This is a genomic window from Pseudarthrobacter sp. MOO13, assembly GCF_058267655.1.
Window position 1 is genome coordinate 158,744 of record NZ_CM177848.1, and the last position, 25,420, is coordinate 184,163.

23 protein-coding genes are annotated in these 25,420 nt (G+C 68.1%); 15 read left to right on the forward strand and 8 right to left on the reverse strand.

Annotated features, from left to right (window positions below):
* The first annotated feature begins 84 nt into the window (after nt 1-84).
* On the forward strand, nt 85-759 hold the full coding sequence (locus AC4EEO_RS00655; RefSeq protein WP_491339637.1) for a DUF1345 domain-containing protein: 675 nt from the start codon (nt 85-87) through the stop codon (nt 757-759).
* An 82-nt stretch (nt 760-841) separates the two neighbouring features.
* On the opposite strand, the gene AC4EEO_RS00660 is transcribed toward AC4EEO_RS00655, so the two are convergent.
* Nucleotides 842-1,018: a CsbD family protein gene (locus AC4EEO_RS00660; protein WP_018760781.1), complete on the reverse strand. Its 177-nt coding sequence runs from the start codon at nt 1,016-1,018 to the stop codon at nt 842-844.
* Between the two features lie 85 nt (nt 1,019-1,103).
* A complete protein-coding gene (locus tag AC4EEO_RS00665; protein WP_491339638.1) occupies nt 1,104-1,709 on the reverse strand; it encodes a TetR/AcrR family transcriptional regulator in 606 nt (201 codons plus the stop codon).
* A 123-nt stretch (nt 1,710-1,832) separates the two neighbouring features.
* On the opposite strand from AC4EEO_RS00665, the gene AC4EEO_RS00670 reads away from it, so the two are divergent.
* Both AC4EEO_RS00670 and AC4EEO_RS00675 read left to right on the forward strand, forming a co-directional pair.
* Nucleotides 1,833-3,785 carry a primary-amine oxidase gene (locus AC4EEO_RS00670; RefSeq protein WP_491330758.1) on the forward strand — a complete coding sequence of 651 codons (1,953 nt, stop codon included), beginning with the start codon at nt 1,833-1,835 and terminating at the stop codon, nt 3,783-3,785.
* A complete protein-coding gene (locus AC4EEO_RS00675; protein WP_491339639.1) occupies nt 3,772-4,260 on the forward strand; it encodes a hypothetical protein in 489 nt (162 codons plus the stop codon). The genes AC4EEO_RS00670 and AC4EEO_RS00675 overlap by 14 nt, the downstream gene beginning before the upstream one ends.
* 68 nt (nt 4,261-4,328) lie before the next feature.
* Here the strand turns inward: AC4EEO_RS00675 and AC4EEO_RS00680 are convergent, their stop codons facing one another.
* From AC4EEO_RS00680 to AC4EEO_RS00695, 4 genes are all read right to left on the reverse strand, one after another.
* Nucleotides 4,329-4,703 (reverse strand): cupin domain-containing protein, encoded by a 375-nt coding sequence (locus AC4EEO_RS00680; protein ID WP_018760785.1) that lies wholly within the window; start codon nt 4,701-4,703, stop codon nt 4,329-4,331.
* A gap of 153 nt (nt 4,704-4,856) precedes the next feature.
* Nucleotides 4,857-5,615 (reverse strand): ThuA domain-containing protein, encoded by a 759-nt coding sequence (locus AC4EEO_RS00685; RefSeq protein WP_491339640.1) that lies wholly within the window; start codon nt 5,613-5,615, stop codon nt 4,857-4,859.
* Nucleotides 5,615-6,748: a Gfo/Idh/MocA family protein gene (locus tag AC4EEO_RS00690; RefSeq protein WP_491339641.1), complete on the reverse strand. Its 1,134-nt coding sequence runs from the start codon at nt 6,746-6,748 to the stop codon at nt 5,615-5,617. The genes AC4EEO_RS00685 and AC4EEO_RS00690 overlap by 1 nt, the downstream gene beginning before the upstream one ends.
* Before the next feature lie 141 nt (nt 6,749-6,889).
* Nucleotides 6,890-7,888 carry a LacI family DNA-binding transcriptional regulator gene (locus tag AC4EEO_RS00695; protein ID WP_043423748.1) on the reverse strand — a complete coding sequence of 333 codons (999 nt, stop codon included), beginning with the start codon at nt 7,886-7,888 and terminating at the stop codon, nt 6,890-6,892.
* A 314-nt stretch (nt 7,889-8,202) separates the two neighbouring features.
* Between AC4EEO_RS00695 and glnT the strand changes: the two genes are divergently transcribed.
* From glnT to AC4EEO_RS00735, 8 genes are all read left to right on the forward strand, one after another.
* Nucleotides 8,203-9,600: a type III glutamate--ammonia ligase gene (gene glnT / locus AC4EEO_RS00700; RefSeq protein WP_285320262.1), complete on the forward strand. Its 1,398-nt coding sequence runs from the start codon at nt 8,203-8,205 to the stop codon at nt 9,598-9,600.
* A gap of 24 nt (nt 9,601-9,624) precedes the next feature.
* Nucleotides 9,625-10,533: a class II glutamine amidotransferase domain-containing protein gene (locus tag AC4EEO_RS00705; RefSeq protein ID WP_491339642.1), complete on the forward strand. Its 909-nt coding sequence runs from the start codon at nt 9,625-9,627 to the stop codon at nt 10,531-10,533.
* Nucleotides 10,521-11,258: a GltB/FmdC/FwdC-like GXGXG domain-containing protein gene (locus AC4EEO_RS00710; protein WP_285320264.1), complete on the forward strand. Its 738-nt coding sequence runs from the start codon at nt 10,521-10,523 to the stop codon at nt 11,256-11,258. The genes AC4EEO_RS00705 and AC4EEO_RS00710 overlap by 13 nt, the downstream gene beginning before the upstream one ends.
* A gap of 9 nt (nt 11,259-11,267) precedes the next feature.
* Nucleotides 11,268-12,638: an FMN-binding glutamate synthase family protein gene (locus AC4EEO_RS00715; RefSeq protein ID WP_285320265.1), complete on the forward strand. Its 1,371-nt coding sequence runs from the start codon at nt 11,268-11,270 to the stop codon at nt 12,636-12,638.
* Entirely contained in the window at nt 12,638-13,798 is a 1,161-nt protein-coding gene (locus tag AC4EEO_RS00720) for an FAD-dependent oxidoreductase (RefSeq protein ID WP_285320266.1), read from the forward strand. Before AC4EEO_RS00715 ends, AC4EEO_RS00720 begins: the two co-directional genes overlap by 1 nt.
* A gap of 11 nt (nt 13,799-13,809) precedes the next feature.
* Nucleotides 13,810-15,081, forward strand: coding sequence for an allantoate amidohydrolase (locus tag AC4EEO_RS00725; RefSeq protein WP_285320267.1), 1,272 nt, complete (start codon nt 13,810-13,812; stop codon nt 15,079-15,081).
* A gap of 57 nt (nt 15,082-15,138) precedes the next feature.
* Nucleotides 15,139-15,750, forward strand: coding sequence for a helix-turn-helix domain-containing protein (locus AC4EEO_RS00730; protein ID WP_285320268.1), 612 nt, complete (start codon nt 15,139-15,141; stop codon nt 15,748-15,750).
* A gap of 250 nt (nt 15,751-16,000) precedes the next feature.
* Nucleotides 16,001-17,293: an ammonium transporter gene (locus AC4EEO_RS00735; protein ID WP_018760789.1), complete on the forward strand. Its 1,293-nt coding sequence runs from the start codon at nt 16,001-16,003 to the stop codon at nt 17,291-17,293.
* A 151-nt stretch (nt 17,294-17,444) separates the two neighbouring features.
* Here AC4EEO_RS00735 and AC4EEO_RS00740 read toward each other — a convergent pair whose 3' ends face one another.
* Together AC4EEO_RS00740 and AC4EEO_RS00745 are read right to left on the reverse strand one after the other, a co-directional pair.
* Nucleotides 17,445-18,461, reverse strand: coding sequence for a glycoside hydrolase family protein (locus AC4EEO_RS00740; protein ID WP_491339643.1), 1,017 nt, complete (start codon nt 18,459-18,461; stop codon nt 17,445-17,447).
* Nucleotides 18,462-18,522: 61 nt separating this feature from the next.
* Nucleotides 18,523-21,990, reverse strand: coding sequence for a DEAD/DEAH box helicase (locus AC4EEO_RS00745; RefSeq protein ID WP_491340378.1), 3,468 nt, complete (start codon nt 21,988-21,990; stop codon nt 18,523-18,525).
* A 220-nt stretch (nt 21,991-22,210) separates the two neighbouring features.
* Between AC4EEO_RS00745 and AC4EEO_RS00750 the strand changes: the two genes are divergently transcribed.
* From AC4EEO_RS00750 to AC4EEO_RS00765, 4 genes are all read left to right on the forward strand, one after another.
* Nucleotides 22,211-23,056: a DMP19 family protein gene (locus tag AC4EEO_RS00750; RefSeq protein ID WP_491339644.1), complete on the forward strand. Its 846-nt coding sequence runs from the start codon at nt 22,211-22,213 to the stop codon at nt 23,054-23,056.
* A gap of 160 nt (nt 23,057-23,216) precedes the next feature.
* The gene (locus tag AC4EEO_RS00755) at nt 23,217-23,918 is read left to right on the forward strand and encodes a protein tyrosine phosphatase (RefSeq protein ID WP_285320270.1); all 702 of its coding nucleotides are present in this window, start codon (nt 23,217-23,219) and stop codon (nt 23,916-23,918) included.
* Nucleotides 23,919-24,085: 167 nt separating this feature from the next.
* Entirely contained in the window at nt 24,086-24,664 is a 579-nt protein-coding gene (locus AC4EEO_RS00760; RefSeq protein ID WP_285320271.1) for an RNA polymerase sigma factor, read from the forward strand.
* Nucleotides 24,657-25,418 carry a hypothetical protein gene (locus tag AC4EEO_RS00765; protein WP_285320272.1) on the forward strand — a complete coding sequence of 254 codons (762 nt, stop codon included), beginning with the start codon at nt 24,657-24,659 and terminating at the stop codon, nt 25,416-25,418. The genes AC4EEO_RS00760 and AC4EEO_RS00765 overlap by 8 nt, the downstream gene beginning before the upstream one ends.
* The last annotated feature ends 2 nt before the right edge of the window (nt 25,419-25,420 follow it).

Sequence of the window (25,420 nt, forward strand, 5' to 3'; positions counted from 1 at the left end):
GAATCTTTTTTCAACGGTTGGCGAAAAAAGAATGGCTCGGCTGCCTGTCAGGCGTTTCCAAGCTTCCCGTGGCATGATCCGCGCATGAACGCCGTCGCCGCTTCGCAGGACCGCCACCGCAACTTCAATTCCCCCGCGCATCATTCCCGGCTGCGGATGGTGGTGATGCTCGCTGTAGGCGTGGTGGTGGCACTTGCCGTGGGTGCGCTGGGGCACTGGACCTATGCGCCCGCCCTCGGCTGGGCGGCCGCCTCGGCCACGTACCTGGTCTGGGTCTGGAGTGTGATCCGGCACCTGGGGCCCGGCGCAACCGCCGCCCATGCCCGCCGGGAGGATCCGGGCCGGGTCTTTTCGGACACGATGGTCCTCAGTGCCACGGTGGCCAGCTTTGCCGGAGTGGCCCTGATCCTGCTGGATGCCTCCAGCTCGCAGGGCATGAGCAAGGATGCCACGGTGGCCATGGCCCTGGGCAGCATTGCCCTGTCGTGGTTCCTGGTCCACACCCTGTTCACGCTCCGCTACGCGGCCATCTACTACCGCGACGGGACCGGCGTCGATTTCAATGAGGAAACCCAGCCCCGCTATGCGGACTTCGCGTACCTGGCGTTCACCGTTGGCATGACCTTCCAGGTATCGGATACGGACCTGAAGACCAACGCCATCCGCTCCACGGTCCTCCGGCAAGCCCTGCTGTCCTACCTGCTGGGGGCCATCGTCCTGGCCACCACCATCAACCTGGTGTCCGGCCTCATCCACTAAACGCCCGCGTGGGCGGGTTGGCTCCGTTAACGCCAGTGGGTGCAGCTCCTGCGGGAGCTGCACCCATTGTGGGAGGCGTCAATTAATCCTTCTTGAAGGCATCCTTGACTTTTTCGCCGGCCTGCTTGAGGTCGGCTTTTGCCTGGTCGCCCTGGCCCTCAGCCTTCAGGCTCTCATCGCCCGTGGCGCTGCCGGCAGCTTCCTTGCCCTTGCCGCCAAGCTTCTCTGCAGCGTTGCCGATCTTGTCGTCCAAACCCATGGAGATGCTCCTAACAATTCGTGCTCGCTCCGGTCTGCACCAGAACCTGACCAGTCAATAGTAAGCATACTTTCGAGTTTAGGGCTCATTTGCCGCCTGGAATTTTGCCAAGCAGGGCGAGGTAGCCTTCCAGCTGCGCGGCGTGGCCGAACTCCACTTGGCCCTCCGGCGCAAGGGCGGCCTCGACCTGGGCTCCCAGCAGCATGTTCAGCAGCTGGCCGGCAAGGACGGAGTCGGCGACGTCGGCGTTGACGTCCCCGCTGTTCCGTGCCTCTCCGAGGTAGCGGCGGATGGCGGCCAGCCATTCGGCCATGGATTCGCGGTGGATGTCAGCCTTCCGTGGATCGCTGACTGCCTTCTGCCAGAACGGGATGACCACGCGCGCTTCATTGATGCGCTCTTCATCGAGGGGGAGGACCTCCAGGCAAAAGGACCGCAGCGCCTCCAATCCGGCCTTGCCTGCCGTCACCTGGGCGATGCGTTGATTGGTCCGGTTGAACACATGGCTGAAGGCGAACTCAAGCAGCGTGTCCTTCGTGGGGAAGTATGGCTTCAGGGCGCCGTTGGCGAAGCCGGCCTCCATGGCAATCTCGCGCATGGTGGCACTTTCAAGCCCCTGCCGGGCGATGATCCGCCACGTGGCATCCACGAGTTCCAGGCGGCGCTCGTCATGGTCAACAATCTTCGGCACGGCGGCCACTCCCTGGAAATTTCTTTGCCCAACCTCTTGTGAGCCATGTTACGGACGTTTATTCTCTACAACTATAGAAAATAAACCCAATGGCCGGCGACGGCCCGGACGAAGGTTTACTCCATGACGCTTGCACCCACCGACACTGCATCAGCCTCTGCGTCGGCCTACCGGCTGGCCACGGCGCAGGAAATCCTGGACGTGCGCTCCATCCTGCAGTCGGGAGGCCACCTCGGCCCGCAGCACAGGATCGCCTACCTGGGCCAGCTGGATCCTTCGCGCGGCACCGATCCAGCGCCGGCCGACCGACGGTTCCGCGTCTTCATCCACGATGTCTCAGGCGCTGCGCCGCGCGATGTCGTGGTCTCCACCACCCGGCACGAGGTGCTCTCCGCCGTCGAACTGGACACCGCGGTGACCGGCGAGCTTCCGGTCCTCGAGGAGGAGTTCGAGGTGGTGGAGGCGCTGCTGGCCACGGACGAACGGTGGCTCAAAGCGCTCGCGGACCGCGGGCTGGATGTCGGGAAGGTCCGGGTGGCCCCGCTGTCCGCCGGGGTCTTCGAATACGCCGAAGAGAAGGGCCGCCGGATCCTCCGCGGGCTGGCATTCGTGCAGGAGTTCCCGGAGGACAGCGCCTGGGCGCACCCCGTGGACGGGCTGGTGGCCTATGTGGACGTGGTCAGCAAGGAAGTCACCCAGGTCATCGACCTCGGCGCCATGCCCATCCCCGCCGAGCACGGCAACTACACCGACCCCGAACTGACCGGACCCATCCGCGACACCCAAAAGCCCATCAGCATTACCCAGCCCGAAGGCCCCAGCTTCACTGTCGCCGGCGGCAACCACGTGGAGTGGGAAAAGTGGAGCGTGGACGTTGGCTTCGATGTCCGCGAAGGGGTTGTCCTGCACAATCTCGCCTTCCAGGACGGCGGCCGGAAGCGGCCCATCATCAACCGGGCGTCCATTGCCGAGATGGTGGTTCCCTACGGCGACCCGTCGCCGGTCCGGTCATGGCAGAACTACTTCGACACCGGCGAATACCTGGTGGGCCAGTACGCCAACTCCCTGGAACTGGGCTGCGACTGCCTGGGCGAGATCACCTACCTCAGCCCCGTCATCTCCGACGCGTTCGGCAACCCGCGCGAAATCCGCAACGGCATCTGCATGCACGAGGAAGACTGGAGCATCCTCGCCAAGCACTCGGACCTCTGGAGCGGCGTCACCTACACCCGCCGCAACCGCCGCCTGGTGATCTCCTTCTTCACCACTATCGGCAACTACGACTACGGCTTCTACTGGTACCTCTACCTGGACGGCACCATCGAGTTCGAAGCCAAGGCCACCGGCGTCGTTTTCACGTCCGCGTTCCTGGCGGGCGGCTCGGACAACATCTCCCAGCTGGCCCCGGGCCTGGGCGCCCCGTTCCACCAGCACCTCTTCAGCGCCCGGCTGGACATGGCGATCGACGGCTTCACCAACCGGGTGGAGGAGGAAGACGTGGTCCGGCAGGCCATGGGGCCGGGCAACGAGCGCGGCAACGCCTTCTCCCGCAAGCGCACCGTGCTGGCGCGGGAATCCGAGGCCGTCCGCGAGGCCGACGCCCGCGCCGGCCGCACCTGGATCATTTCCAATCCCGAATCCCGCAACCGGCTGGGTGAGCCCGTGGGCTACAAGCTCCACCCGCACAACCAGCCCACGCTCCTGGCCGATCCGGACTCCTCGATCGCCCGCCGCGCAGCCTTCGCCACCAAGGATCTCTGGGTCACCCGCCACGCAGACGGGGAACGCTACCCGACGGGCGACTTCGTCAACCAGCACGCCGGCGGCGCGGGCCTGCCCGCCTACGTGGCGCAGGACCGCGACATCGACGGCCAGGACATCGTGGTCTGGCATACCTTCGGCCTCACCCACTTCCCCCGGGTGGAGGACTGGCCCATCATGCCCGTGGACACCGTGGGCTTCAAGCTCCGGCCGGAAGGTTTCTTCGACCGCAGTCCGGTGCTGGATGTCCCGGCCAACCCGAACCGGCAAGCCGCGTCCTGCCACACCGAGGGCGGCAGCGGTGGCTGCCACTAGCGCCGCCCCTGCCCCGGCGCCGGCAGCAGGCAGGGCGGCAGCAGCAGGAAGGACGACGGCGGCGGCCCGGGCCCGTGCCGGCGGTCCGGTGGTCCACCCTCGGCTCGCGGCCGTGGTCACCGCCGTTTCCTGCGCCACGCACGTCTGGCTGGCCGCCACAGGCACCCACGGTGCCTGGCTTAGCGCCCTCATGCTGGCCCTTGCCGCGGTTTGCATCCCCTGTGCCGTCCATATCTGGCGGTACGGCGGGGTGGCCGCACTCCACCGGGTCACCGCGGCCGCCGTGGCCATGGCCGCCGTCCATGCGGGCCTCCTGCTGGGAGCCGGCGGTGCTGGCCACGCGCACGGCGCAGCGCCGTCGTCGTTCACTGGTGCTGAGTCCGGCGGCAGCGCCCGGCTGCTGCTGGTCATCGGTCTGGAGCTGGCCACCGCCCTGGTGGCCGCCACACTGGTGGCGAGGCTGCGCCGGCGGTAGGCGGCGCAGAAACGCCAGGCCGCGTGCCGCGAAAGGTGGCGGCGCGCGGCCTGGCGCTTGTCCGGTTGTCAGGCGGGCTTGGCGTACTCGGCCGCGCTCATGACTTCATAACCAACGAACGTCTCGTCGTTTTCCACCCAGGCGTCGTGGCCGGCCGGAATGGAGTAGGCGTCCCCCGCGTGGATGGTGGTGCGGGTGCCGTCGTCCAGCTGGACGGTCAGGGTCCCGGCGGTGCAGAAGCCAAGGTGGTTGTTTTGGCAGCTGTCCGTGTGGACCACGGTTTTGACCGTTTCGGACCAGCGCCAGCCGGGCTCGAAGGTAAGCCGGCCCAGGGTGGCGCCGCCAATGTTGACTACGTCCACCTGGGTCTTGGGCGGACGGCGCTTTTCGTCGGCGTCGTTGAAGGACTTGGTTTCAAGGTCCTTGACCGTTATTGCAGGCATTTCTGGCTCCTCGAAAGGGAGTGGTTATGAAATTCGCCCACGGGCGCTGAGCCGCTCAGGGAATGACGGTCCGGCGGGGCGGGAAGTGCCCGTCAGGAACCCGCCGGACCTTGCGTCGCAACGATTTCAATCTGCTCTCCGGCGCCGGCGATGTCAATGCCGGGCGGCCCCTTCGAACCATTCCCGGGCCGGGTTGGTCACCGCAGGAGTCGAGCGGTCCAGCCCCGGCTGCGCCGCCCATTTCACGCCGTTGGCCAGCACCCGCTGGACCTGCGGATGGTGGTACACGGGGTACTCCTGGTCGCCGGGGCTGAAGTAGAAGATCCTGCCCTTGCCCCGGGTGAACGTGACGCCGGAACGGAACACTTCGCCGCCGGCGAAGGAACTGATGAAGATCAGGTCGTCGGGGTCCGGGATGTCGAACAGTTCGCCGTACATTTCCTGCTCGGGGATGACGATGGGGCTCTCCACGCCTTCCGCGATGGGATGCGACGGCTTCACCGTCCACACCAGCTCGCGCTGGCCGTCGTTCCGCCAGGCGAGGGAGCAGCTGGTGCCCAGCAGCCTGGTGAAGATTTTCGCGAAGTGCCCCGAATGGAGCACGATCAGTCCCATCCCACCGAGCACCTGCCGGTGGACGCGTTCGACGACGGCGTCACTCACCTCGTGGTGGGCGATGTGGCCCCACCAGAGCAGGACGTCCGTTTCCGCGAGCACCTCCTCGTCCAGGCCGTGGTCGTCGTTGCTGGCGAGCACCGCCGTCGTAATGTCCGCGTCCGGGTAGTAGGGCCGGAGCCCCGCGGCGATGGCGCCGTGGATACCATCCGGGTAGATATCGCCGATATGGGCGGGCTCGTTGTTGGCCTCGTGGACGCCCTCATTCCAGACCCGGATCCTCAGTTTTCCGTTCATTAGAGCCTGACCTCCCTCTGCTCGAGTGCCGACTGGTAGCAAGCGTCGATGACCTGTGCCCGGTAGAGCGCCAAGGAGCCGTCGTGCTCGGCCCAGGCCGCTTCACCGTCGCGGACTGCTGTCACGAAGTCTTCCACCACGGCGTCGTGGGCGCGGCCGGGCAGCACCGGCGGCACGTAGTCGGCTGACTCGCCGTCCTTGTCCGTGAACACCCGGAGCTGGCCCACGGGCGGGAACGGCGCCCCGTGCACCTTCAGTTCGGCGCCGCCGTCCGTGCCGTAGACCGTGAAGTCGAGGAGATCGTCCGTTTCCCGGTATGTTGCCCAGCCGGCCTCGATCAGCAGCGTTCCGCCGCCCTCAAGGCGGAGGAACGCAGAGGCGAAGTCCTCCACTTCGAAGGCGTGGCTCGTGGCCTGGGCCGAGTACCTGCTGCCGCCGCCGCGTCCCTGCGGGCCCAGTTCCGAGTGGGTGGCGGCAGAGACGGCCACCACCTTCGGTTCTCCGAGCAGGTGCAGGGCGTAATCCAGTGCGTGGACGCCGATGTCCGCCAGCGGTCCGCCGCCTGCGAGCTCGGGGTTGGTGAACCAGCTGCCCAGGGTGGGGATGCCGGAGCGGCGGAGCCAGGAGGCCTTGGCGTAGTAGGGGCGGCCCAGGCCGCCGGCGTCGATGACGTCCTTGAGGGCCTTGATGTCGCCGCGGCGGCGGTGGTTGAACGCCACATCCAGGACCCGTCCGGCCTTGCGGGCAGCATCCACCATGGCCTGGCCCTCCACGGCGTTGCGGGCGATCGGCTTTTCGCTCAGCACATGGATTCCCCGCTCCAGGGCCGCGATGGCAATGGGGGCGTGCAGGAAGGTGGGAACGGCCACGCTCACGGCGTCCAGGCCGCCGTGGTCCAGCATGTCCTGCCAGTCGGCGAAACCGTTGGGAATGGCGTATTCGGCTTGCAGGTCCGTCCGGAGTTCCTGCTCCATTCCTGCCAGCGAGACGATGCGGATGCCCTCCAGGTCGCTGTAGGCCTTCAGGTGCTGCTGGCCGGCCCAGCCGATGCCGACGACGCCGACGCGGAGATCCTTGGCCGGGGCCTTTCCTGGTTCCGGGAGCTTCGGGCCGGGGCTTTGCTGGTAGTTCAAGGGTGCTTCCTTTTCGGTGCCGGGCTGGTGCTGGACTGGGTTTGTGGAATCGATTCCAAAACGGTTCGCAACGAACCCAAGGGGCGTTTGGAATCGATTCCAAAAGCTTGTCAGGAAGAGCGCGGGGACGTCAACCCCCTGTCAGTTCTTCGTGGAGTCCCTGATGACCAGTTCGTGCGGGAGGAACATCCGGCCGCGGCGGTGCACCCCCGGCTCCGTCATCCGTTCCAGGAGTGCCCCAAACGCCACACGGCCCATCTCATAGGCGGGCTGCCGGATGGTGGTCAGTTCCGGAACGCACATCTCCGCCTGGATGGAATCGTCGAAGCCGGCAACCGCCACGTCCTCCGGAACCCGGAGGCCGGCGTCGGTGATTTCCCGGACGCAACCGGCCGCCACCGTGTCGCTGCCACAGAATACGGCGTCGGGAAGGTTGTCCGCGGCGAGGAGTTCGCGGGTGAGCCGACGGCCGGCGTGGAAGTCGAAGTCCCCGGCGGCAAAGAGGCTCTGTGCCGCCTCCAGGCCTGCCTCGGACAGCGCTTCGCGGAACCCCTGTTCGCGAAGCCGCCCGGACCGGGCCGCCCGGTTGCCGATCATGGCAAGCCGCCGGGCGCCGGTCCCGATGAGGTGCCGGGTGATGTCGCGGGCGGCCTGCCGGTCATCGATCGAGACGCCGAAGGCTGCTTCCGACTCCGCCACCTCGCACAACTGGACCACGCTCAGCTGGGTTGCAAGGGCTTCCACATCGTCGTCGGGCATGGTGGGCGAAAACAGGACCAGCCCGTCCACGGACCCGTTCCGGAGCATGTCCACCAATTGCTGTTCGCGATCCGGGCTTCCGGCGGTTGGGGCAATCAGGCTCACGTAGCCGGACCGTGCCGCGGCATCGCCCACCCCGCGGAAGGCTTCGCTGATGACCGGGGACTCAAGGTTCTTGGCGAGGGCCAGGATGCGCATGGTCCGGTCGCGGCGCAGGTCCCGGGCGGAGGCGAGCGGCCGGTAGTTGAGCTCCCGGATCGCCCCGGCCACCTTCTCACGGCTGGAGGCGCTCACCGCGGGACTGCCGTTGAGGACGCGGGAGACCGTGCCCACGGATACTCCCGCCGTTTTGGCGACGTCCTGCACGGTCGCTCGAGCCATTCCAGTGTGTCCTTCCGGGGCCGGGTCCTGCCGTGTTTGGGTGTTTTTCAGCTTAGCCGCCAGCCGGCCGCCGGCAGCGTGCCCGGCGTCACGCGGAGCACGCTTTCGTCCCGCCGCGGCGCCGTGTCCCGCACAAACCTGGCATTCCGCCGTCGGAAGCATCCGTAAAGCGTGCTCCGCGTGACGCCGCCCCGCGTCCACGGCCCCGAAACATGCAATTAACACGCCGGCCGGACGCGCGAAACGTCCCATTGCCTAACCTGATGCAACAAGGTTTACTCTTAGCTAACACCGACCCGGACAGGAATGTTTCGATGACCAGTGTCGCAACCCCTGCTGTAACCCCCGCGCCCGCACCCGCGCCCGCAGCCCGTGCGGATGCCGCCGGGATCTCCCTCAAGGACATCGCCCGCGCCCACGATGTCCGCTTCCTGCTGGCCACATTCGTGGACATGACCGGCAAGCCCTGCGCCAAGCTGGTCCCCGTGGAAGCCGCTGACCAACTCGAGGGCGGGGCCATGGGGTTTGCCGGCTACGCCGCGGGACTTATCGGCCAGAATCCCCAGGACGCCGACCTTATCGCGGTCCCGGACCTCGCGTCCTTCACCCCGGTGCCCTTCATCAAGGAAGGCCTGGCCATCGTCCACTGCGATCCCCACGTTGACGGCAAGCCGTGGCCCTACGCGCCGCGGGTCATCCTCAAAAACGCCCTTGCCCGCCTGGCGGACCACGGGATGCAGGCCAAGGTGGGCGCCGAGGTGGAGTACTTCCTGGTGAACAGGAACGACGACGGGACGTTGAGTACCGCCGACACCCGCGACGATTCGCCCCGCCCCTGCTACGACGCCCGCGGCGTGACCCGCATGTACGAGCACCTGGCCTCCATCAGCACGGCGATGAACAGCCTGGGCTGGGGCAACTACGCCAACGACCACGAGGACGCCGCCGGCCAGTTCGAGCAGAACTTCAACTATGCGGACGCCCTCACCACCGCAGACCGCGTCATCTCGCTCCGCTACATCCTGAACATCCTGGCCGAACAACGGGGCATGACCGCCACCTTCATGCCCAAACCGTTCACGGACCGCACCGGCACCGGGCTGCACTTCCACCTCTCGCTGTGGTCCGGTGCGGAGGCGCTGTTCCCGGCCGCAGGGGGAGCGGACGACGACGGCCGCGGCCTTGGGCTGTCAGGCCTCGCCTATTCGTTCATCGGCGGGATCCTGGACCACGCCCCGGCCCTGCAGGCCTTCCTCGCCCCCACCGTGAATTCCTACAAGCGCACCGGCGCCACGACGAGTTCATCGGGCGCCACCTGGTCGCCCCGGAAGGCGTCCTTCGGCGGGAACGACCGCACGCACATGATCCGCGTCCCGGACAACAACCGGATCGAGTTGCGCTCCGGCGACGGTTCGGCAAACCCCTACCTGGCCATCGCAGCAGCCATTGCGGCCGGCCTGGACGGGGTGGAGAGCTCCGCCGACCCCGGCATGCCGTCCGGCCCCGGCGAGTCCAAACCGGACGCCCACTTCCTGCCGGCCACCCTGCTGCACGCCGTCGAAGCACTCCGCCGGGACCCGGTGGTCCTGGCCAGCCTCAGCGGCGATCCGGAGATCGGCCTGTACTACGCCAACGCCAAGGAAGAGGAGTTCCTGAGCTGGCACAACCAGGTCAGCGACTGGGAAATCCGCACCTACCTCACCTCCATCTGATCCCTACTTAGCAAAGGATTTTCCATGTGCGGAATCGCCGCGCTGCAGCTGCGCAATCCCTCGCTGCACCCCCAAATGGGCGCCCTGCTGTCCTCGATGCTGTGCCAGATCGTGGACCGCGGCCCTGACTCCGCCGGCCTCGCTGTCTACAACACCCCCGGCCTGGTGTCGCCGGGCAGGTCCACCTTGAGCCTGCTGGGCCGGGACCAGGGCATGGCGACGGCGGCCATCACCGGCGGCGTCGCGGCGCTCCTGCCGTCGGATGCGGCACCAGCCGTGCAGGTGGTGGGCGACACCACGCTGGTGAGCGCCGCCGTAGGGACCGACCTGCTGGTGAAGGCCGTCTGCGAAACCGTGCCCGGTGCCACCATCATTGGACGGGGTGAGCATGTGGCCGTGATGAAGAGCGTGGGCCACCCGATGGAGATCGCCGCCGGGCACGGACTGGACGCCCTGGCCGGCAGCCAGGGCCTCTCCCACACCCGGATGGCCACCGAATCCGCCGTCACTGCCGGAGGCTCGCACCCCTTCTCCGTGGCCGACGACCTCTGCCTGGTGCACAATGGCTCGTTCTCCAACCACGCCACTGTCCGGCGTAACCTGAAGCGTGAGGGCGTGGTGTTCGACTCCGAGAATGACACGGAGGTGGGTGCCCGCTACGTGGCTTCCCGGCTGAAGCAGGGCGACACCCTCGAAGAGGCGCTGGTGAACCTGGGCAAGGTCCTGGACGGCTTCTACACCCTGGTGGTTACCACCGCGGACAGCATGGCCGTGGTCCGCGACCCCATCGCCTGCAAGCCGGCCATCATCGCCGAAACGGACGACTACGTGGCCATGGCCTCCGAATACCGCGCCCTGGCCGGACTGCCTGGCATCGGCGACGCCCGCATTTTTGAACCGGAACCCGGAAAGGTCTACACATGGTCACTCTGACAGCCCCCGAAGCCGCCGCGCCTGAAACAATTGCCACTGCCGCCGCAACGCCCGCGGTGCTCGACCTCGCAGAGGTCCCGGTCCGCGAACTGAACCAGGCCCTGCATGACGCCGTGGACGGGCAGTCCTGGACCGTCACCAATCCCGGCGGCAAGCACAGCCTGGCCGTCGGCATCGACGCGGACGTCGCCGTGACCATCGACGGCCATGCCGGGTATTACGCCGCGGGGATGCACCAAAAGGGGAGCGTGGCCATCAACGGCAATGCCGGCGTAGGACTGGCGGAGAACATCATGTCCGGCCGCGTCCACGTGAAGGGCGATGCGTCCCAGTCGGCGGGCGCCACCGGCCACGGCGGCCTGGTGGTCATCGACGGCAACGCCGGTGCGCGCTGCGGGATCTCCATGAAGGGCGTGGACATCGTGGTGGGCGGCAACATCGGCCACATGTCGGCGTTCATGGCGCAGGCCGGCCGGCTGGTGGTCTGCGGCGACGCCGGTGATGCCCTGGGCGACTCCATCTACGAGGCCCGGATCTACGTCAAAGGCTCTGTCGCCTCCCTGGGCGCCGACTGCGTCGAAAAACCGCTCCGCGAAGAGCACCTGGCCGAACTCGCGGAACTCCTCGCCGCCGCCGGCCGCACCGACAACCCCGCCGATTTCAAGCGCTACGGCTCCGCCAGGAACCTATACCACTTCCACGTCGACAACTCGACCGCCTACTAGGAGGCTCCCGTGACCATCACTTCCCTCCCCGCACCCGCACAGGCTCCTGCGCCCGCCCAAAACGCCGAACTTGGCCTGAGGGAGTCCGCCACCTTCGACCGCGCCACCATCGCAGACATCCAGCGCGCCGCCGCCACCGGCGTCTACGACATCCGCGGCTGGGGCGCCAAACGCAAAGTCCCGCACTTTGATGACCTGTTGTTCCTCGGCGCCTCCATGTCCCGCTATCCGCTGGAGGGCTACCGCGAAAAGTGCGACACCGACGTCATCCTCGGCGACCGCCACGCGAGCCGGCCGCTGCACCTGCAGACCCCGGTCACCATCGCCGGCATGAGCTTCGGCGCCCTGTCCGCGAACGCCAAAGAAGCTTTGGGCCGCGGCGCCAGCGAGGTGGGCACCTCCACCACCACGGGCGACGGCGGGATGACGCCGGAGGAGCGCGGCCAGTCCAAGCACCTGGTGTACCAGTACCTGCCGTCCCGCTACGGCATGAACCCGGACGACCTCCGCAAGGCCGACGCGATCGAGATTGTGCTCGGCCAGGGCGCCAAGCCCGGCGGCGGCGGCATGCTCCTGGGCCAGAAAATCACCGAACGCGTGGCCGGCATGCGTACCCTGCCGGTGGGTATCGACCAGCGCTCCGCCAGCCGACACCCGGACTGGACCGGCCCGGACGACCTGGAAATCAAGATCGGCGAACTCCGCGAGATCACCGACTGGAAGACCCCCATCTACGTCAAGGTCGGTGCCTCCCGGCCGTACTACGACACCGCGCTTGCCGTGAAGTCCGGCGCGGACGTCGTGGTGGTGGACGGGATGCAGGGCGGCACCGCCGCCACGCAGCAGGTGTTCATCGAGAACGTGGGGATCCCCACGCTGGCCGCCATCCCGCAGGCGGTCCAGGCCCTGCAGGAGCTCGGTGTGCACCGTAAGGTCCAGCTGATCGTTTCCGGCGGCATCCGCACCGGGGCAGATGTTGCCAAGGCCATGGCCCTGGGCGCGGACGCCGTCGCCATCGGCACCGCCGCGCTGATCGCGCTCGGCGACAACGACCCCCGCTACGCCGCCGAATACGCCGCCCTGGGCTCCGCGGCCGGTTTCTACGACGACTTCCAGGACGGCCGCGACCCCGCCGGCATCACCACCCAGGACCCGTCGCTTGCTTCACGGCTGGACCCGGTGGCCGCGGGACGCCGGCTGGCCAACTACCTCCGCGTGCTCACGATGGAAGCCCAGACCATCGCCCGGGCCTGCGGAAAATCGCACCTGCACAACCTGGAACCCGAGGACCTGGTGGCGCTCACCATCGAGGCTTCCGCCATGGCCCGGGTGCCGCTGGCCGGCACCAACTGGATCCCCGGAGCCCAGGGGAGCTTCTGATGACGGACCCGTCCGACTACGTGGTGGTGGGCGCGGGCCTTGCCGGCGCCGCCACCGCCTGGCAGCTGGCGTCCCGCGGCCACCAGGTCACGCTCCTGGAACGCGACGTCCCGGCCGCACATGACGGCAGTTCCCACGGCTCGGCACGCATCTTCCGCTACGCCTACCCGGACCTGTTCTACACCCGTGCCGTCCTGGAAGCGAAGGCACTCTGGGACGGACTCGCCGCCGAGGCCGGCACCGTACTGATCACCCCCGCCGGAGCGGTGGACTATGGCCAGAAGCGGAATCCGGCGCAGCTCGCGGAGGTACTCGGCGCCGCCGGAATCGACCACGAACTGCTGACCGCCGCCGACGCCCGGAACCGCTGGCCGCACATCGCGTTCGACACCGAGGTGCTTTGGCACCCCGGCGCCGGCGTGATCGACGCCGAAACCTCCGTGAACGTGATGGTGGACCTCGCCGTCCGCAACGGTGCCCGGGTCCTCACCGGCTGGAACGTGGCCGGCGTGGAAAACCACGGCACCGGCTACCGCGTGCGCTCGGCGGCCGGCAGGACCATCGACGCCGGCAACATCGTGGTCAGCGCCGGGGGCTGGTTGCCGCAGATGCTGGACTCGCTGCCGCTTCCGGCGGCCTTCCTGGCGGGACTGCCCGAATTCACCGTGCGGCAGGAGCAGGCCTTCCACTTCCGGTACAGGGATGACGACGGCGGCACGGGCGCGGGTGCCCCCGCCTGGCCCACCTTCATCCACAAAGCCTCCGGCATCCAGGCCTACGGGCTGCCCGGCGGGCGGGACGCCGGCTTTGCCGGGCAGAAAGTGGCCGAGTACAACGGCGGCCCGCGCATCCCGTCGGCAGCAGCCCAGACCGGCGCGGTGGACCCGGCCAACCGCGCCCGCGTAACGGAGTACGTCCGCCGCTACCTGCCTGGCCTGGACCCGGAACCGTACGCCGAAACCACCTGCCTGTTCACCAACACCCCCACCGAGGACTTCCTCATTGACCGGGCGGACAACCTCACCGTCGTCTCACCCTGCTCGGGCCACGGGGCAAAATTCGCGCCGGTGATCGGACAGTGGGCCGCGGATCTGGCCACCGGTGCCGGGTCAATTCCGGACCGTTTCCGGAGTGCATCCTCCCCGGCGCTGACCACGTAGAACGGAACATCGTGAGCCTTTTCCGAACAACAACTGAACCAGCCGTCCCCGCCGAAACCAGCGCACCCACCGTTACCGGGCTCCTGCAGGATATCTCCACCATCGGCCGGGACAACACCCGCGGCGGCTACTCCCGCCCTGTGTTCTCCACCGCCGAGACCGACCTGCGGGCCTGGTTCATCGAGCAGGCCGGCCGGCGCGGCCTCGATGTCCAAACCGACCACAACGGGATCATCTGGGCCTGGTGGGACACCGCAACAGGGGTGCGGGAGGACGCCGTCGCCACCGGCAGCCACCTCGATTCCGTTCCCGGCGGCGGTGCGTACGACGGGCCCCTGGGGGTTGCCTCGGCGCTGGTCGCCGTCGACCTTCTCAAAGCCCGGAACTTCCGGCCCCGGCGGCCGCTGGTGATCGCCGTCTTCCCGGAAGAGGAGGGGTCGCGGTTCGGTGTTGCCTGCCTCGGCTCACGGCTCCTTACCGGCCAACTGGACGCCACCAAAGCCCGCAACCTCAAGGACCCGGCCGGCAACACCTATGCCGAGGTGGCCGCCGCGAACGGCCAGGACCCCCGGTTCATCGGAGCGGACCACTCGGCCCTTCAGCGGCTCGGAATGTTCGTCGAGCTGCATGTGGAGCAGGGGAGGGGGCTGATCGACCTCCACCAGCCCGTGGCCATCGGATCATCCATCCTGGGGCATGGCCGCTGGAAGCTGGGCATCACGGGGGAGGGGAACCATGCCGGCACCACGCTCATGGCGGACCGCAAGGACCCCATGGTTGCCGCCGCCAAGGTGATGGTTTCCATCCGGGATACGGCCCGCAAATACCGGGACGCCCGGGCCACCGTGGGCAGGGTGCAGCCCGTCCCCGGCGGCACCAACGTCATCGCGTCCCGGGTGGACCTGTGGATCGACGTCCGCCACCCGGAGGACTCGGTCACCGCCGCACTGGTGGAGGCGATCGGACAGAACGCCCAGGTCCTCGCCGCGGAAGAAGGCTGCACAGCCAGCCTGGGTACGGAGTCGCTGAGTCCCACGGTGCATTTCGACGGCGGCCTCCGGGACCGGCTGCAGCAGCTCCTGCCTGCCGCCCCGGTGCTGGACACCGGCGCCGGCCACGACGCCGGTGTGCTGGCCGCACACCTGCCCACAGCCATGCTGTTTGTCCGCAACCCCACTGGCGTTTCGCATTCGCCGGACGAACTGGTCGACGACCGAGACGCCGAAGCCGGCGCACTTGCCCTGGCGGACTCCCTTGCCGGACTGCTGGGCGAGGCAGCGTGACCGGCCAGGACCGTCGTCGTACGCCGGGCCTCCCGCCGCCCGCCTAAGATGGCAAACATGACCGAAGAGGCCGGGGACCAGGCAGCCGAACAGCCCGCAGAGGACGTTGCCGGCCGGCTGGAGCAGGTCATCGCGGCGCAGGTCCGGCACTACCGCACGTCGGCCGGATTGTCGTCGGCCGAGCTCGCAGCCCGGACCGGCCTGTCCAAGGCCATGATCTCCCGGGTGGAAACCGCCACCACCTCCTGCTCCCTCACCACCTTGCAGCGGCTGGCCGACGGACTGAAGGTTCCCGTCACTGCTTTGTTCCGGGGCGCGGACACCGACCGGGACGCCACCTTCACCAAGAGCGGCCAGGGCAGCCTCACCGTCCGCAGCGGCACCCAGCACGGCCACGAATACCGCGTCCTGGGCACGTTGAAGGGCCGCAGCGACGCCATCGAACCCACGCTGGTGACCCTCACGGACGCTTCCGACGTCTTTCCCCTGTTCCAGCACCCGGGCACGGAGTTCATCTACATGCTCTCCGGCCGGATGGTCTACGGCCACGGGTCCTATGAGTACGTGATGGAGGCCGGGGACTCGCTGCTCCTGGACGGTGAAGGCCCACACGGCCCGCTGGAGTTGCTGGACCTTCCCATTCAGTTCCTGGCGGTCTCCGCCAAATAGCGCCGCCCGTGACGGGTGGCTCCTGCAGTAGCTTCCTGCGTGCTGCGTGACCCCTGAAACTCGCCTGTGGATGACCGAAACGATCATTTAACACACCGGAAACCCACCCGGGAATTGCCGCCATACAGTTGGAATCAGACGGCAACAGCCGCCCCACCCGCTGAACGTGGTTTCTCCGGCCACGTCCCTCCGCAGAGCGGCTCTGACGGCAAACGACCGTTCTCTCTTCGCATCACGAAAGGGGTTTCCCATGGATTCGGGAAATGTCGCTTGGATTTTGGCCAGCTCGGCGCTGGTGTGCATGATGATCCCCGCCCTGGCCCTGTTTTACGGGGGCATGGTGGGGTCGCGCCGCATTCTCAACATGATGATGATGTGCTTCGGCGGCGCCAGCCTGGTGGCCGTCCTCTGGGCCCTGTTCGGCTACTCGATGGCCTTCGGCAACTCCGTGGGCGGCCTGGGCCTGATCGGTGACGTCACCGAATTCCCCGGCATGGGGCAACTGCTGGCCAAGGATGATTCCGCGTCCATCCCCGTCATCCTGTTCGCAGCGTTCCAGCTGTTCTTCGCCTGCGTCACCACCGCACTGGTTGCCGGAGCCGCCGCCGGGCGGATGAAGTTCGGCGCCTGGATGGTGTTCGCCGGCATCTGGGCCACTGTGGTCTACTTCCCCATCGCGCACTGGGTGTTCGCGTTCGACTCTGCGGACGGCAGCACGGTGGGCGGCTGGATCGCCAACGGGATCAAGGCCATCGACTTCGCCGGCGGCACCGCGGTGCACATGAACGCCGGCGCTGCCGCCCTGGCCCTGGCCCTGGTCCTGGGCAAGAGCTCCGGCTGGCCGAAAATGGAACACACGAAGCCGCACAGCCGCCCCTTGGTCCTGGTGGGCGCAGGCCTGCTGTGGGTGGGCTGGTTCGGCTTCAACGCAGGCTCCGCGCTCGCCGCCGGCCAGTCCGCGGCCGTGGTCTTCCTCAACACCGCCGTCGCCGCCTCCGCCGGCCTGCTTGCCTGGGCCCTCGTGGAGCGGGTCCGCCACGGCGCCGCCACCAGCATGGGCGCCGCCTCGGGCCTGATCGCCGCGCTGGTGGCTATCACCCCGGCCTGTGGCGCCGTCAGCCCGCTGGGCGCCCTGGCCATCGGCGCCATCGCCGGGGCCGTCTGCTCGCTGGCCATCGAATGGAAGTTCCGCCTCGGCTTCGACGATTCGCTCGACGTCGTGGGCGTCCACCTGGTCGGCGGCATCCTGGGCACCCTGCTGATCGGCCTCTTCGCCACCGACAAGGCCCCGAACGGCGTCAGCGGCCTGTTCTACGGCGGCGGCTTCGACCTGCTCGGCGTCCAGGCGATCGCCACCGTCAGCGTCCTGGCCTACTCCTTCGGGATCACCTGGCTCCTGGCCAAGATCCTGGACAAGGCCATGGGTGGCCTGCGCATCAAGCCCGAGGACGAATTGCGCGGCATCGACCTCGCAGCCCACTCCGAGCTCGCCTACCTTACGGATGAGGACCCGGTGGAACTGGGCTCGCCGCAGCGGGTGTAACCGCCGCAACGCACCGGGCGCCCGCCTGCTGGGGGCGGCGCCCGGTGGACGCTTCCGCGTCGCGGGTCCCAGCGCACGAGTCAGGGCCAAACCTTGGACCGGTGCCGGCAGCCGCCGGCTTATAGTTCCAGGGTTTGGCCCTTCGGCGTGCCTACTGTTCCGTGCAGGCCAGGATGCCGCCGCGCACTTCGAGCACCGCGGCACGGACGTGGCTGAGGCGCGTGCGCGGGTCCGGCGCCATGGTGCCGATGTCCTCACCGTCCCAGCAGGGATGCGTGAAGTAGACAAGCAGCGCACGGTCCGCGCCGCCGTCGCCCGCGTCCCCGCCCAGCGGCACCACGTCCGCGTGGCGTCCGACGACGGCCCGTCCGTCCCAGGACTCCGGCGCCGTGAGGATCAGCCCGCCCAGGTGCTCCTGCCGGGTCCAGTTTCCGGTGCCGTCCACCGAGCGATATACCGCCTGGCCGCGCCATTCGTCCACGATCATCCAGTACCAGCCGCCCAGCACGAAGACCTTGGGGCCTTCGTGCGGCCGGCCCGGGATGGCCACCCCTTCAAGGACCCACGACGACGGATCATCCGGGGTGTCGCTGACCGCGCTGAAGGTATTGGAGCCGCGGGTTTCGTCCTTGTACCAGAGCCGGTACCGGCCGTCCCCGCACCCGGCGACGGCGGCGTCAATGACCCGCGGTGAATCCAGGTCCACAGCGCCCAGGTACTCCCATTTCTCCAGGTCAGGGCTGGCGAACTGCACGATTTCCGCTTTTCCGGTCCAGTCCGTCCGCCGCCCGCCCAGCACCGTCAGGTACATGATCCACCGGTTGCCGATGCGGACGACGTCGGGGGCCCAGAGGGTTGCCGGGATTTCCGTTCCGGGCGGGATGAGCCCCTCAGCGGTGCCCTGGTAGCGCCAGGTGGCGCCGCCGTCGGACGACCTCGCAACACCGATGCCGGTCCCGTGAACCCACTCGACGCCTGTCAGTCCGGGCGCTGTGGCGCGCCGCTGGGTGTAGAAGAGGACCCACTCGCCGTTGAGGTGGTCGGCCACGAGGATGGGGTCCGTGGGGCCGTCCCACACCGGATCACGGTACGGGAGGGTGAAGGCGTCCGCGCGCAGGGGCGGGGCTTCCGGGGCAACGGTTTCCTGGGCGGCCTGCTGCTGGTGCACGGTTTTCTCCAACGTTGTAGTTTTGCGGTGGAGTCCATCATATGCGTCGCGAAACCGGGCGCTACTCCTTGAACAACCCCGCCAGGTCCTCCGCCGTGATGGCGCCGCCGGCCAGGGCATCGCCCTCCATCACGTCCGCGAACAGCTGGGACTTCCGGGTCTTCAGGGCCATGACTTTCTCTTCGATGGTGTCCTTGGCCACCAGCCGGTACACCATCACGTTCCGCGCCTGCCCGATCCGGTGCGTCCGGTCCACGGCCTGCGCCTCGGAGGCCGGGTTCCACCAAGGATCGAGGAGGAAGACGTAGTCCGCCTCGGTGAGGTTGAGCCCGAAGCCGCCGGCCTTGAGCGAAATCAGGAACACCGGCGCGCTGCCGTTCTTGAATTCGCTGACCACGTCGGCGCGGTTCCGGGTGCCGCCATCGAGGTAGCAGTACTCGATCCCTTCCTCGTCCAGCCGCTCCCGGACCTTGCCCAGGAATCCGGTGAACTGGCTGAAGATCAGGGCCCTGTGCCCCTCTGCCACGAGGTCCTCGAGCTGCTCGAAGAGGACATCCAGCTTCGAGGACCGCACCGCGGACAAGGCAGGATCCACCAGTGAGACGTCCAGGCTGAGCTGCCGCAGCAGCGTCAGCGACTGGAAGATGGTGAACCTGTTCTTGTTGACGTCCTCGATCAGCCCCAAAATCTTCTGCCGCTCGCGCTGCAGGTGCGTCTGGTAGACCTTCTGGTGCCTCGGGTTCAGCACCACTTCCAGGATCTGTTCCTGCTTGGGCGGCAGGTCCTTGATCACCTGGTCCTTGGTGCGCCGCATCATCAGCGGCCGGACCCGCCGCCGGAGCTTCTCCAGCTGCGCTTTGTCGCCGTTCTTTTCCACCGGCTTCTGGTAGTACTCCGCGAAGCGCTTGGGGCTGGAGAACAGGCCGGGCGCCACGATGGACGTCAACGCCCAGAACTCCATCAGGTTGTTCTCCAGCGGGGTGCCGGTGATGGCCAGCTTGAAGACCGCCGGCAGCTTCCGGGCGCACTGGTAGGCCTTGGACTGGTGGTTCTTCACGAACTGCGCCTCGTCCAGGACCAGCCCTGCCCAGGACCGGGAGGCGTAGGCCTCGTAGTCGATGCGGAACAAGGCGTAGGAGGTGATGACGACGTCGGCCCCGCCCAGGGCCTCCGCCACGTCCTGGCCGCTCTTCCCGAACGTCTCGCCCACCGTGCGCACGGTCAGGCCGGGCGCGAAGCGGGCGGCTTCGAGCGCCCAGTTGCCCACCACGCTGGTGGGTGCCACCACCAGGAAGGGCGCGACGCCGGCGGGTTGGGTTCCAGGGCCGGCGGCAGCTCCGCCGTCGTGCCGGTCTCCGGACGGCTGCTCCCCGGACGTAAGCCCATGGTCCTTGGCAGCGCACATCAGTGCCAGGGCCTGCACGGTCTTGCCCAAGCCCATATCGTCGGCCAGGACGCCTCCCAGCCCGTGCTTGTACAGGAAGCTGAGCCAGTTGTAGCCTTCCAGCTGGTAGGGGCGCAGCTCGGCGTTCAGGGACGCCGGCAGCGGCAAACCGTCCACCCCGCCCTCCAGGAGCCCGCCCACGGCCGAGCGCCAGGCGGCGGCCTGCTGGTCCACGATGCCCAGCTGCGCCAGTTCGTCCCAGAGCCCTGCCTGGAAGCGGCTGATCTGCAGCGGCGCATCCTTGTTGTCCTGCAGCGAACGGGCCTCCTCGATCAGTGCCCGCAGCTGGTGCAGTTCCGGCAGGTCGAGCGAGAAGTAGGCGCCGCTGGGCAGCAGCATCTTGGTCTGGCCGGAGGCGAGCGCGGAGAACACTGCTGCGAAGGAGACGGGCTGGCCTTCCAGGGAGATCTGGATGCCGAGGTCGAACCAGTCCCGCTGTTCGGTGGCCTTGGTGGAGATCGACACCACCGGTGCTTCCTCCGCTTCGCGGTAGTCGGCGATCTCGCCCACGGTTTCCACGTCCACGTCCGGGGCTTCCCGCAGCCTGGGCAGCACCTCTTCGGTGAACGCCAGCGTATCCAGGCCCTTGAGTTCCACCGACGCCGCCAGGCGCGGAGTGCCCCAGCCGCCGGTGGCGGACTCGCCCAGGGCGGCCACGGTGTCCCAAGGTTGGCCGATTCCTTCCAGGATGCGGGACTCGGCGGTGTCGTCCCGGTAACCCTGATCGCCGGGATGCCGCCACAGGGGCTGCGCCGTGACCAGTTTTCCGGTGCGGTAGTGCCACTCCCAGTGCAGCCGCACCCGGTGGTCCGCCCCGTAATTGGCCAGCAGGGACAGGGTGGGGACGGCCAGCTCGGGGAGCTCCACGGACTCGTCCCGCGCCGTGACCCGGGCGGCCTGCTTGAGTTTCGGGTAGAAACCCGTGAGGAACCGCGATTCGTCCTTGGCGGGAATATGGAGGGTGCTGCCGGCCGTGACGAATGCCAGGAGCTCTTCGCTCAGCCCGTTCTCCAGCGGCGCCAGCGTTATGGCGCCGTCCGGATCCGGGACGCCCGGCAGTGCGGCCTCACCGGAGGTGAAGAAGAGGCCGTGCGCGGGCCGGCCGATGGTGCCTACCGCTGCCGGATCAACCTCTTCCCCCGCCACGGTGATGGTGGGCGACAACTCCAGCCCGGCGTCGGACACTGGATTTCCGGAGCCGCCGGGATCCGCCGGCGCCCCGAACCTGCTCAGGGAAAGCCCGACGGCGGCGGGGTCCTCCGCGACCCGGACCGGCTCAGCGCCGCGCGAGTGGACCAGGGCCAGCCCGATCTTGCGGGCATCGGAAAGCAGGCCCCACAGGTTCTTCCCGGCATAGGAGTTCAGGCCCAGCCACAGGCCGGAAGAATTGTGCATCCGGCTGGCGGACGGCGAGTGCCCGGCCAGGAACTCCTGCATCCATTCCACGTGCGCGTGGTTCGATTCGCGCCGGAAGTTCAGGTAGCTCAGCGTGTTCCAGGAAACGTCCCCGCGGATCCACTTGCCCTTGGCCCCCATGATGACGGGCCGGACTTTGAGCTGGCGCACGCCGCGCACCGGGTCGCGGCGGCCGGTGTAGGAGAAATGCGGCGGCGGCTCTTCAACCTCGAACTGCAGCGCCAGGGGAACACCGCTGGTCGAAGGCGCGGCGCCGGGCTGGGAAATCAGCGGGCTGAGGGCCTGCTCCCAGTCCGAGAGGGCCGCGGAGGGGGCGCGGGAGACCTGCGTGGCCGTGGACGGGGCCAACAGCTGCATCCGGATGGCCGGGTTGTCCTCCGCCGCGAAGAGCAAGGCAGCCACATGCTTGCAGTCCTTGCGCACGGGGCAGCTGCAGACGCCAACGGTGCAGCTCCAGCCGCCCGCCTTGCGGACCAGCTTGGCGGTAGTGGAATACGGAACTTCCGCGCCGCCCCGGACCTTGCCCAGCATGAGCCCGGTACCGGCGTCGAACGACATGCCCGAAACCCTGCTGGCCATGGCATACGCCAGCCCGGCCGCGAGGGAACGGTCGTTGATGGCGGGTGTCTGTATTGCCAGTGCCGCACTTTCGTCCGGTTGGGATGGCATGGTGCGCGCTACTTTCGGCAGGCCACGGCGGAGCCGGGTCCGGTGGGTGGTTATCTGATCCATCTTAGTTCTCCCGGCAGCAGGCCCATGTCCCGCGCTCTTTCTTGGGCCGCCTCGAAAACTTCGCTTGACGTTCACTTCCTCCTCAATGCTGCCGTGAACTGGCCCCCGTAGCGTGAACAGCGTCCGGAGCACCACCACCCCAGCAGCGAGGAATTCCATGATCACCACGCCCCAGCCCGTCGTCCTGACCAGCAGCAGCATTGAAGCGAGCGATGAGGAAGCGGTCCAGGCCAACGTCACCGTCATCGACGCCATGCATACGGCCCTGCTCCGCACCGAGGAAATGGCGCCGGTGGCTGTCCGCAGCTACTACGTCGATTTCTACCTGACGCAGGCGCTGGAAGGCGGCTTCGCGCAATACGCCTTCCTGGCGCTCGACCGCACCGCCATGGACACGCTCATCCGCGAGGGCATGGCGGGCATGGGGGCCACCGCGCACCTGGAACTGTTCAACCGCGCCGTCGAATGCTACGACGCGCTGTCCGGGGAGGAAACGGAGCTCTACCTCGACGGCAGCGTCGATGACAGCGGCGATGTCCCCGACGCCGTCCTCCGGATGGAGGAGCTGGACGGCGAATTCGAGGAGCTGCTGGAGCAGGAGAACATCACGGCGCTCAACGCCGGCTGGCTCCGCCGCCAGGCAGACCTCGTGGTGCTCGACGACGAGGAGGTGGGGCCATACATCCAGGGCCTGGTTGCGCACACCCCGGACCTGCCGGAACGCCGCGCCCAAGCCGATGCCGAAGCCCTCGAGGACGCGCCGGACTTCGAAGTGATCATCCGCGAACTGTGCGACATTGCCGGCGTCGAGCTCACGAAGATCACCATGGGCGACCCCAACTACATTCACGACGGCGAAAAGACCCTGGCGTGGCACTTCAGCACCGACAACGGCGACTTCCTCATGGTGGAAGAGGAGGACGAGGCTTTCATGATCAATCCCGAGACCCAGGAGATCGTGGCCGCCGTGGAATTCGAGGACGCAGACCTGGTGGAGGCCTAGCAGCGCGGGTGGCCGCTCCGTTCCCGGCGCGGCCACCCGGGGAGGCCGGAAATAAAAAAGCAGACACCCGTAACCTCCGCCACGTCCCCGGCGATGTAGTCACTGATGGGTCCGCCCGCCGGGCCCAATCGGACGTGTTGTCTAGGTTTGGAGAAGTTAAATGTCTGTGTTCACCGTGCTCGCCACCAGCAAAGTCGCCGCCGGAGTCCTGGCTGCAGGAACCCTGGCCGTTGGCGGAACCGGCGCCGCCGCCATCTCGGGCGTCCTGCCCGCCCAGGCCCAGCAGACGGCCCATGAAGTCTTCGGCGCACCGGCCCCCAAGCTCGGCGCCGACGCCGCGGCCAACGGCCAGGCCACCCCGGCGCCCGCCGCCACCGCCGCCGTTTCCGACGCCCTGAAGACCGCTGACGCTTCCGCGGACGCCGGTGCCAAGGCCACCGGCACCGCTGCGGCCGGAGACGAAAAGGTCTCCGCCACCACCACCGCCTCCGCCGACGCCAAGACCGCTGTAGACGCTGCCGGTCCGGCTGCCCTGGGCCTCTGCACCGCCTTCGCCAATGGCGGACTGAACGCGTCCTCGACGGCGTTCTCCTCGCTGTCCATCGCCGCCAAGGGTGACGCGAACATCAAGAGCTACTGCGCTGACGTCGTGGCCAAGGCCGACGTTGCCGCCAAGGCTGCTGCCGCAGCCAAGGGTTCGGCCTCGGTTGAGGCTGAAAAGCCCGCGGTTCCGTCCGTGCCCGCCGTGCCCGCTGTCCCTGCTGTTCCGGGCGCCGAAGGCAACACCACCGTGCCCGCCGTTCCGGCCGTTCCGGCAGTGGGTGGCAACACCGCCCACGCCCCTTCAGTTTCGGTCCGCTAAGGCAGTTGGCTAGTCTGGACTGCGGCTGCGGCCGCAGTCCGGGCACCCGGGCGGGGTGCGCATGCTTGGGACAGCACCCCTGAACCACCCGCAACAAGGCAGCCGGAAGACCACGGAAACTGGCAGTCCAGACCGCAAACCGGGAAAGCCGCGAACCGGATCCCGGGATGGAGGAGCCGCTGGTGCTAGACACTTTGGCCCAAGAAGAGGCCGACATATTCGACAACGCAGCCGGAACGGATCCGGCCGCGTTGTTCGCTGCTGCCTACAGAACCTTTGCGGGGCCGGTGCAGGGCTACCTCAAAGCACGCGGACTTGATGACCCCGAAGCCGTCACCCAGGACGTCTTCATGGCGTTCTATCCCAGGATCGGCAACCTCACCGGCGGGCTGCAGGGCGCCAAGTCGCTGATCTTTTCCATTGCCCACGCCCGCATGGTGGACCACTACCGCCGGCTGGAGCGGCGCCCCCAGCTGACACCGTACGACCCCCAGCACGACGGCCGGACAACCCCGTCCGCGGAGGACCACGCCGTTGAACTGACCGGCGGAGCCGCCGCCATGCTGGAAGGACTCAGCGAAGAACACCAGGAGGTCCTGGCCCTTCGCGTCGTGGCTGACCTGTCCATCGAACAGGTGGCCGCCATCATGGGCAAGAGCGCCGGAGCCATCAAGCAGCTCCAGCGCCGCGCCCTGCAGAACCTTAAGGCCCAAACGCTCAAGAGAAACCAGGCGAATCATGAGTGACACCGCAGGACCCCGCAACGACGGGGTGGTTGACGAACTCCTGCTGGAGGCAGGCCTCGACGACGACGGCCAGCTCCGTGACGCCCTGCTCGACCTGCGTTCGCTGGCAGCCGGGACCCCGGAGCCTTCAGCCGGAATCGCCGCCCTGATGGCCGGCGCGGCAACCGCCGCCCCGGCCACCACCGTGCTTCACGCCGTGGCCCCGGCAACGGCGGCGCTTCCTGCGGCCAAACCGGCAGATGAACTGGCCGCCCGCCGCAGGGCCAAGCGCCGTATTACGCTCACCACGCTCTCCGTTGCCGCGTCCCTCGCGGCCGGCGGCGCGGTCGCCGCCGCCTCCGACCAGGGATTCCGTGATTCGTTCAGCCAGCTGAACCAGGCAGTCACCTCCTTCGTGACCGGTTCCACCGCCGCACCCGCTGGCACCAAGGGCGGGGAAGTGCCGGTGCCTGGCCCCGCGCCGACCCGGCCCGCGGCCGCCAGCCCGGAGGCCGTTCCAGCGGCACCTGCAACCGCTCCGGCACCCGCCGGCGGGGCGTCGTCGTCGGCTGCCTCGCGGCCGGGCAGCACCCCCAGCCACGGATCGTCCGCGTCCCCGGCCCCGAAGCCGGCCGGGGTGCCGGCGGAGCCGTCACTGCCCACGGAGGTCCCCGGGGACGTCAGGAAGGGCCTGGAGCAGACACCGAAACTCCCCGTCCCCGTCCCCACCGGGGTCCCGCTTCCCGGCAAAGCCACAGACGCTCCCCTGAAGTAAGC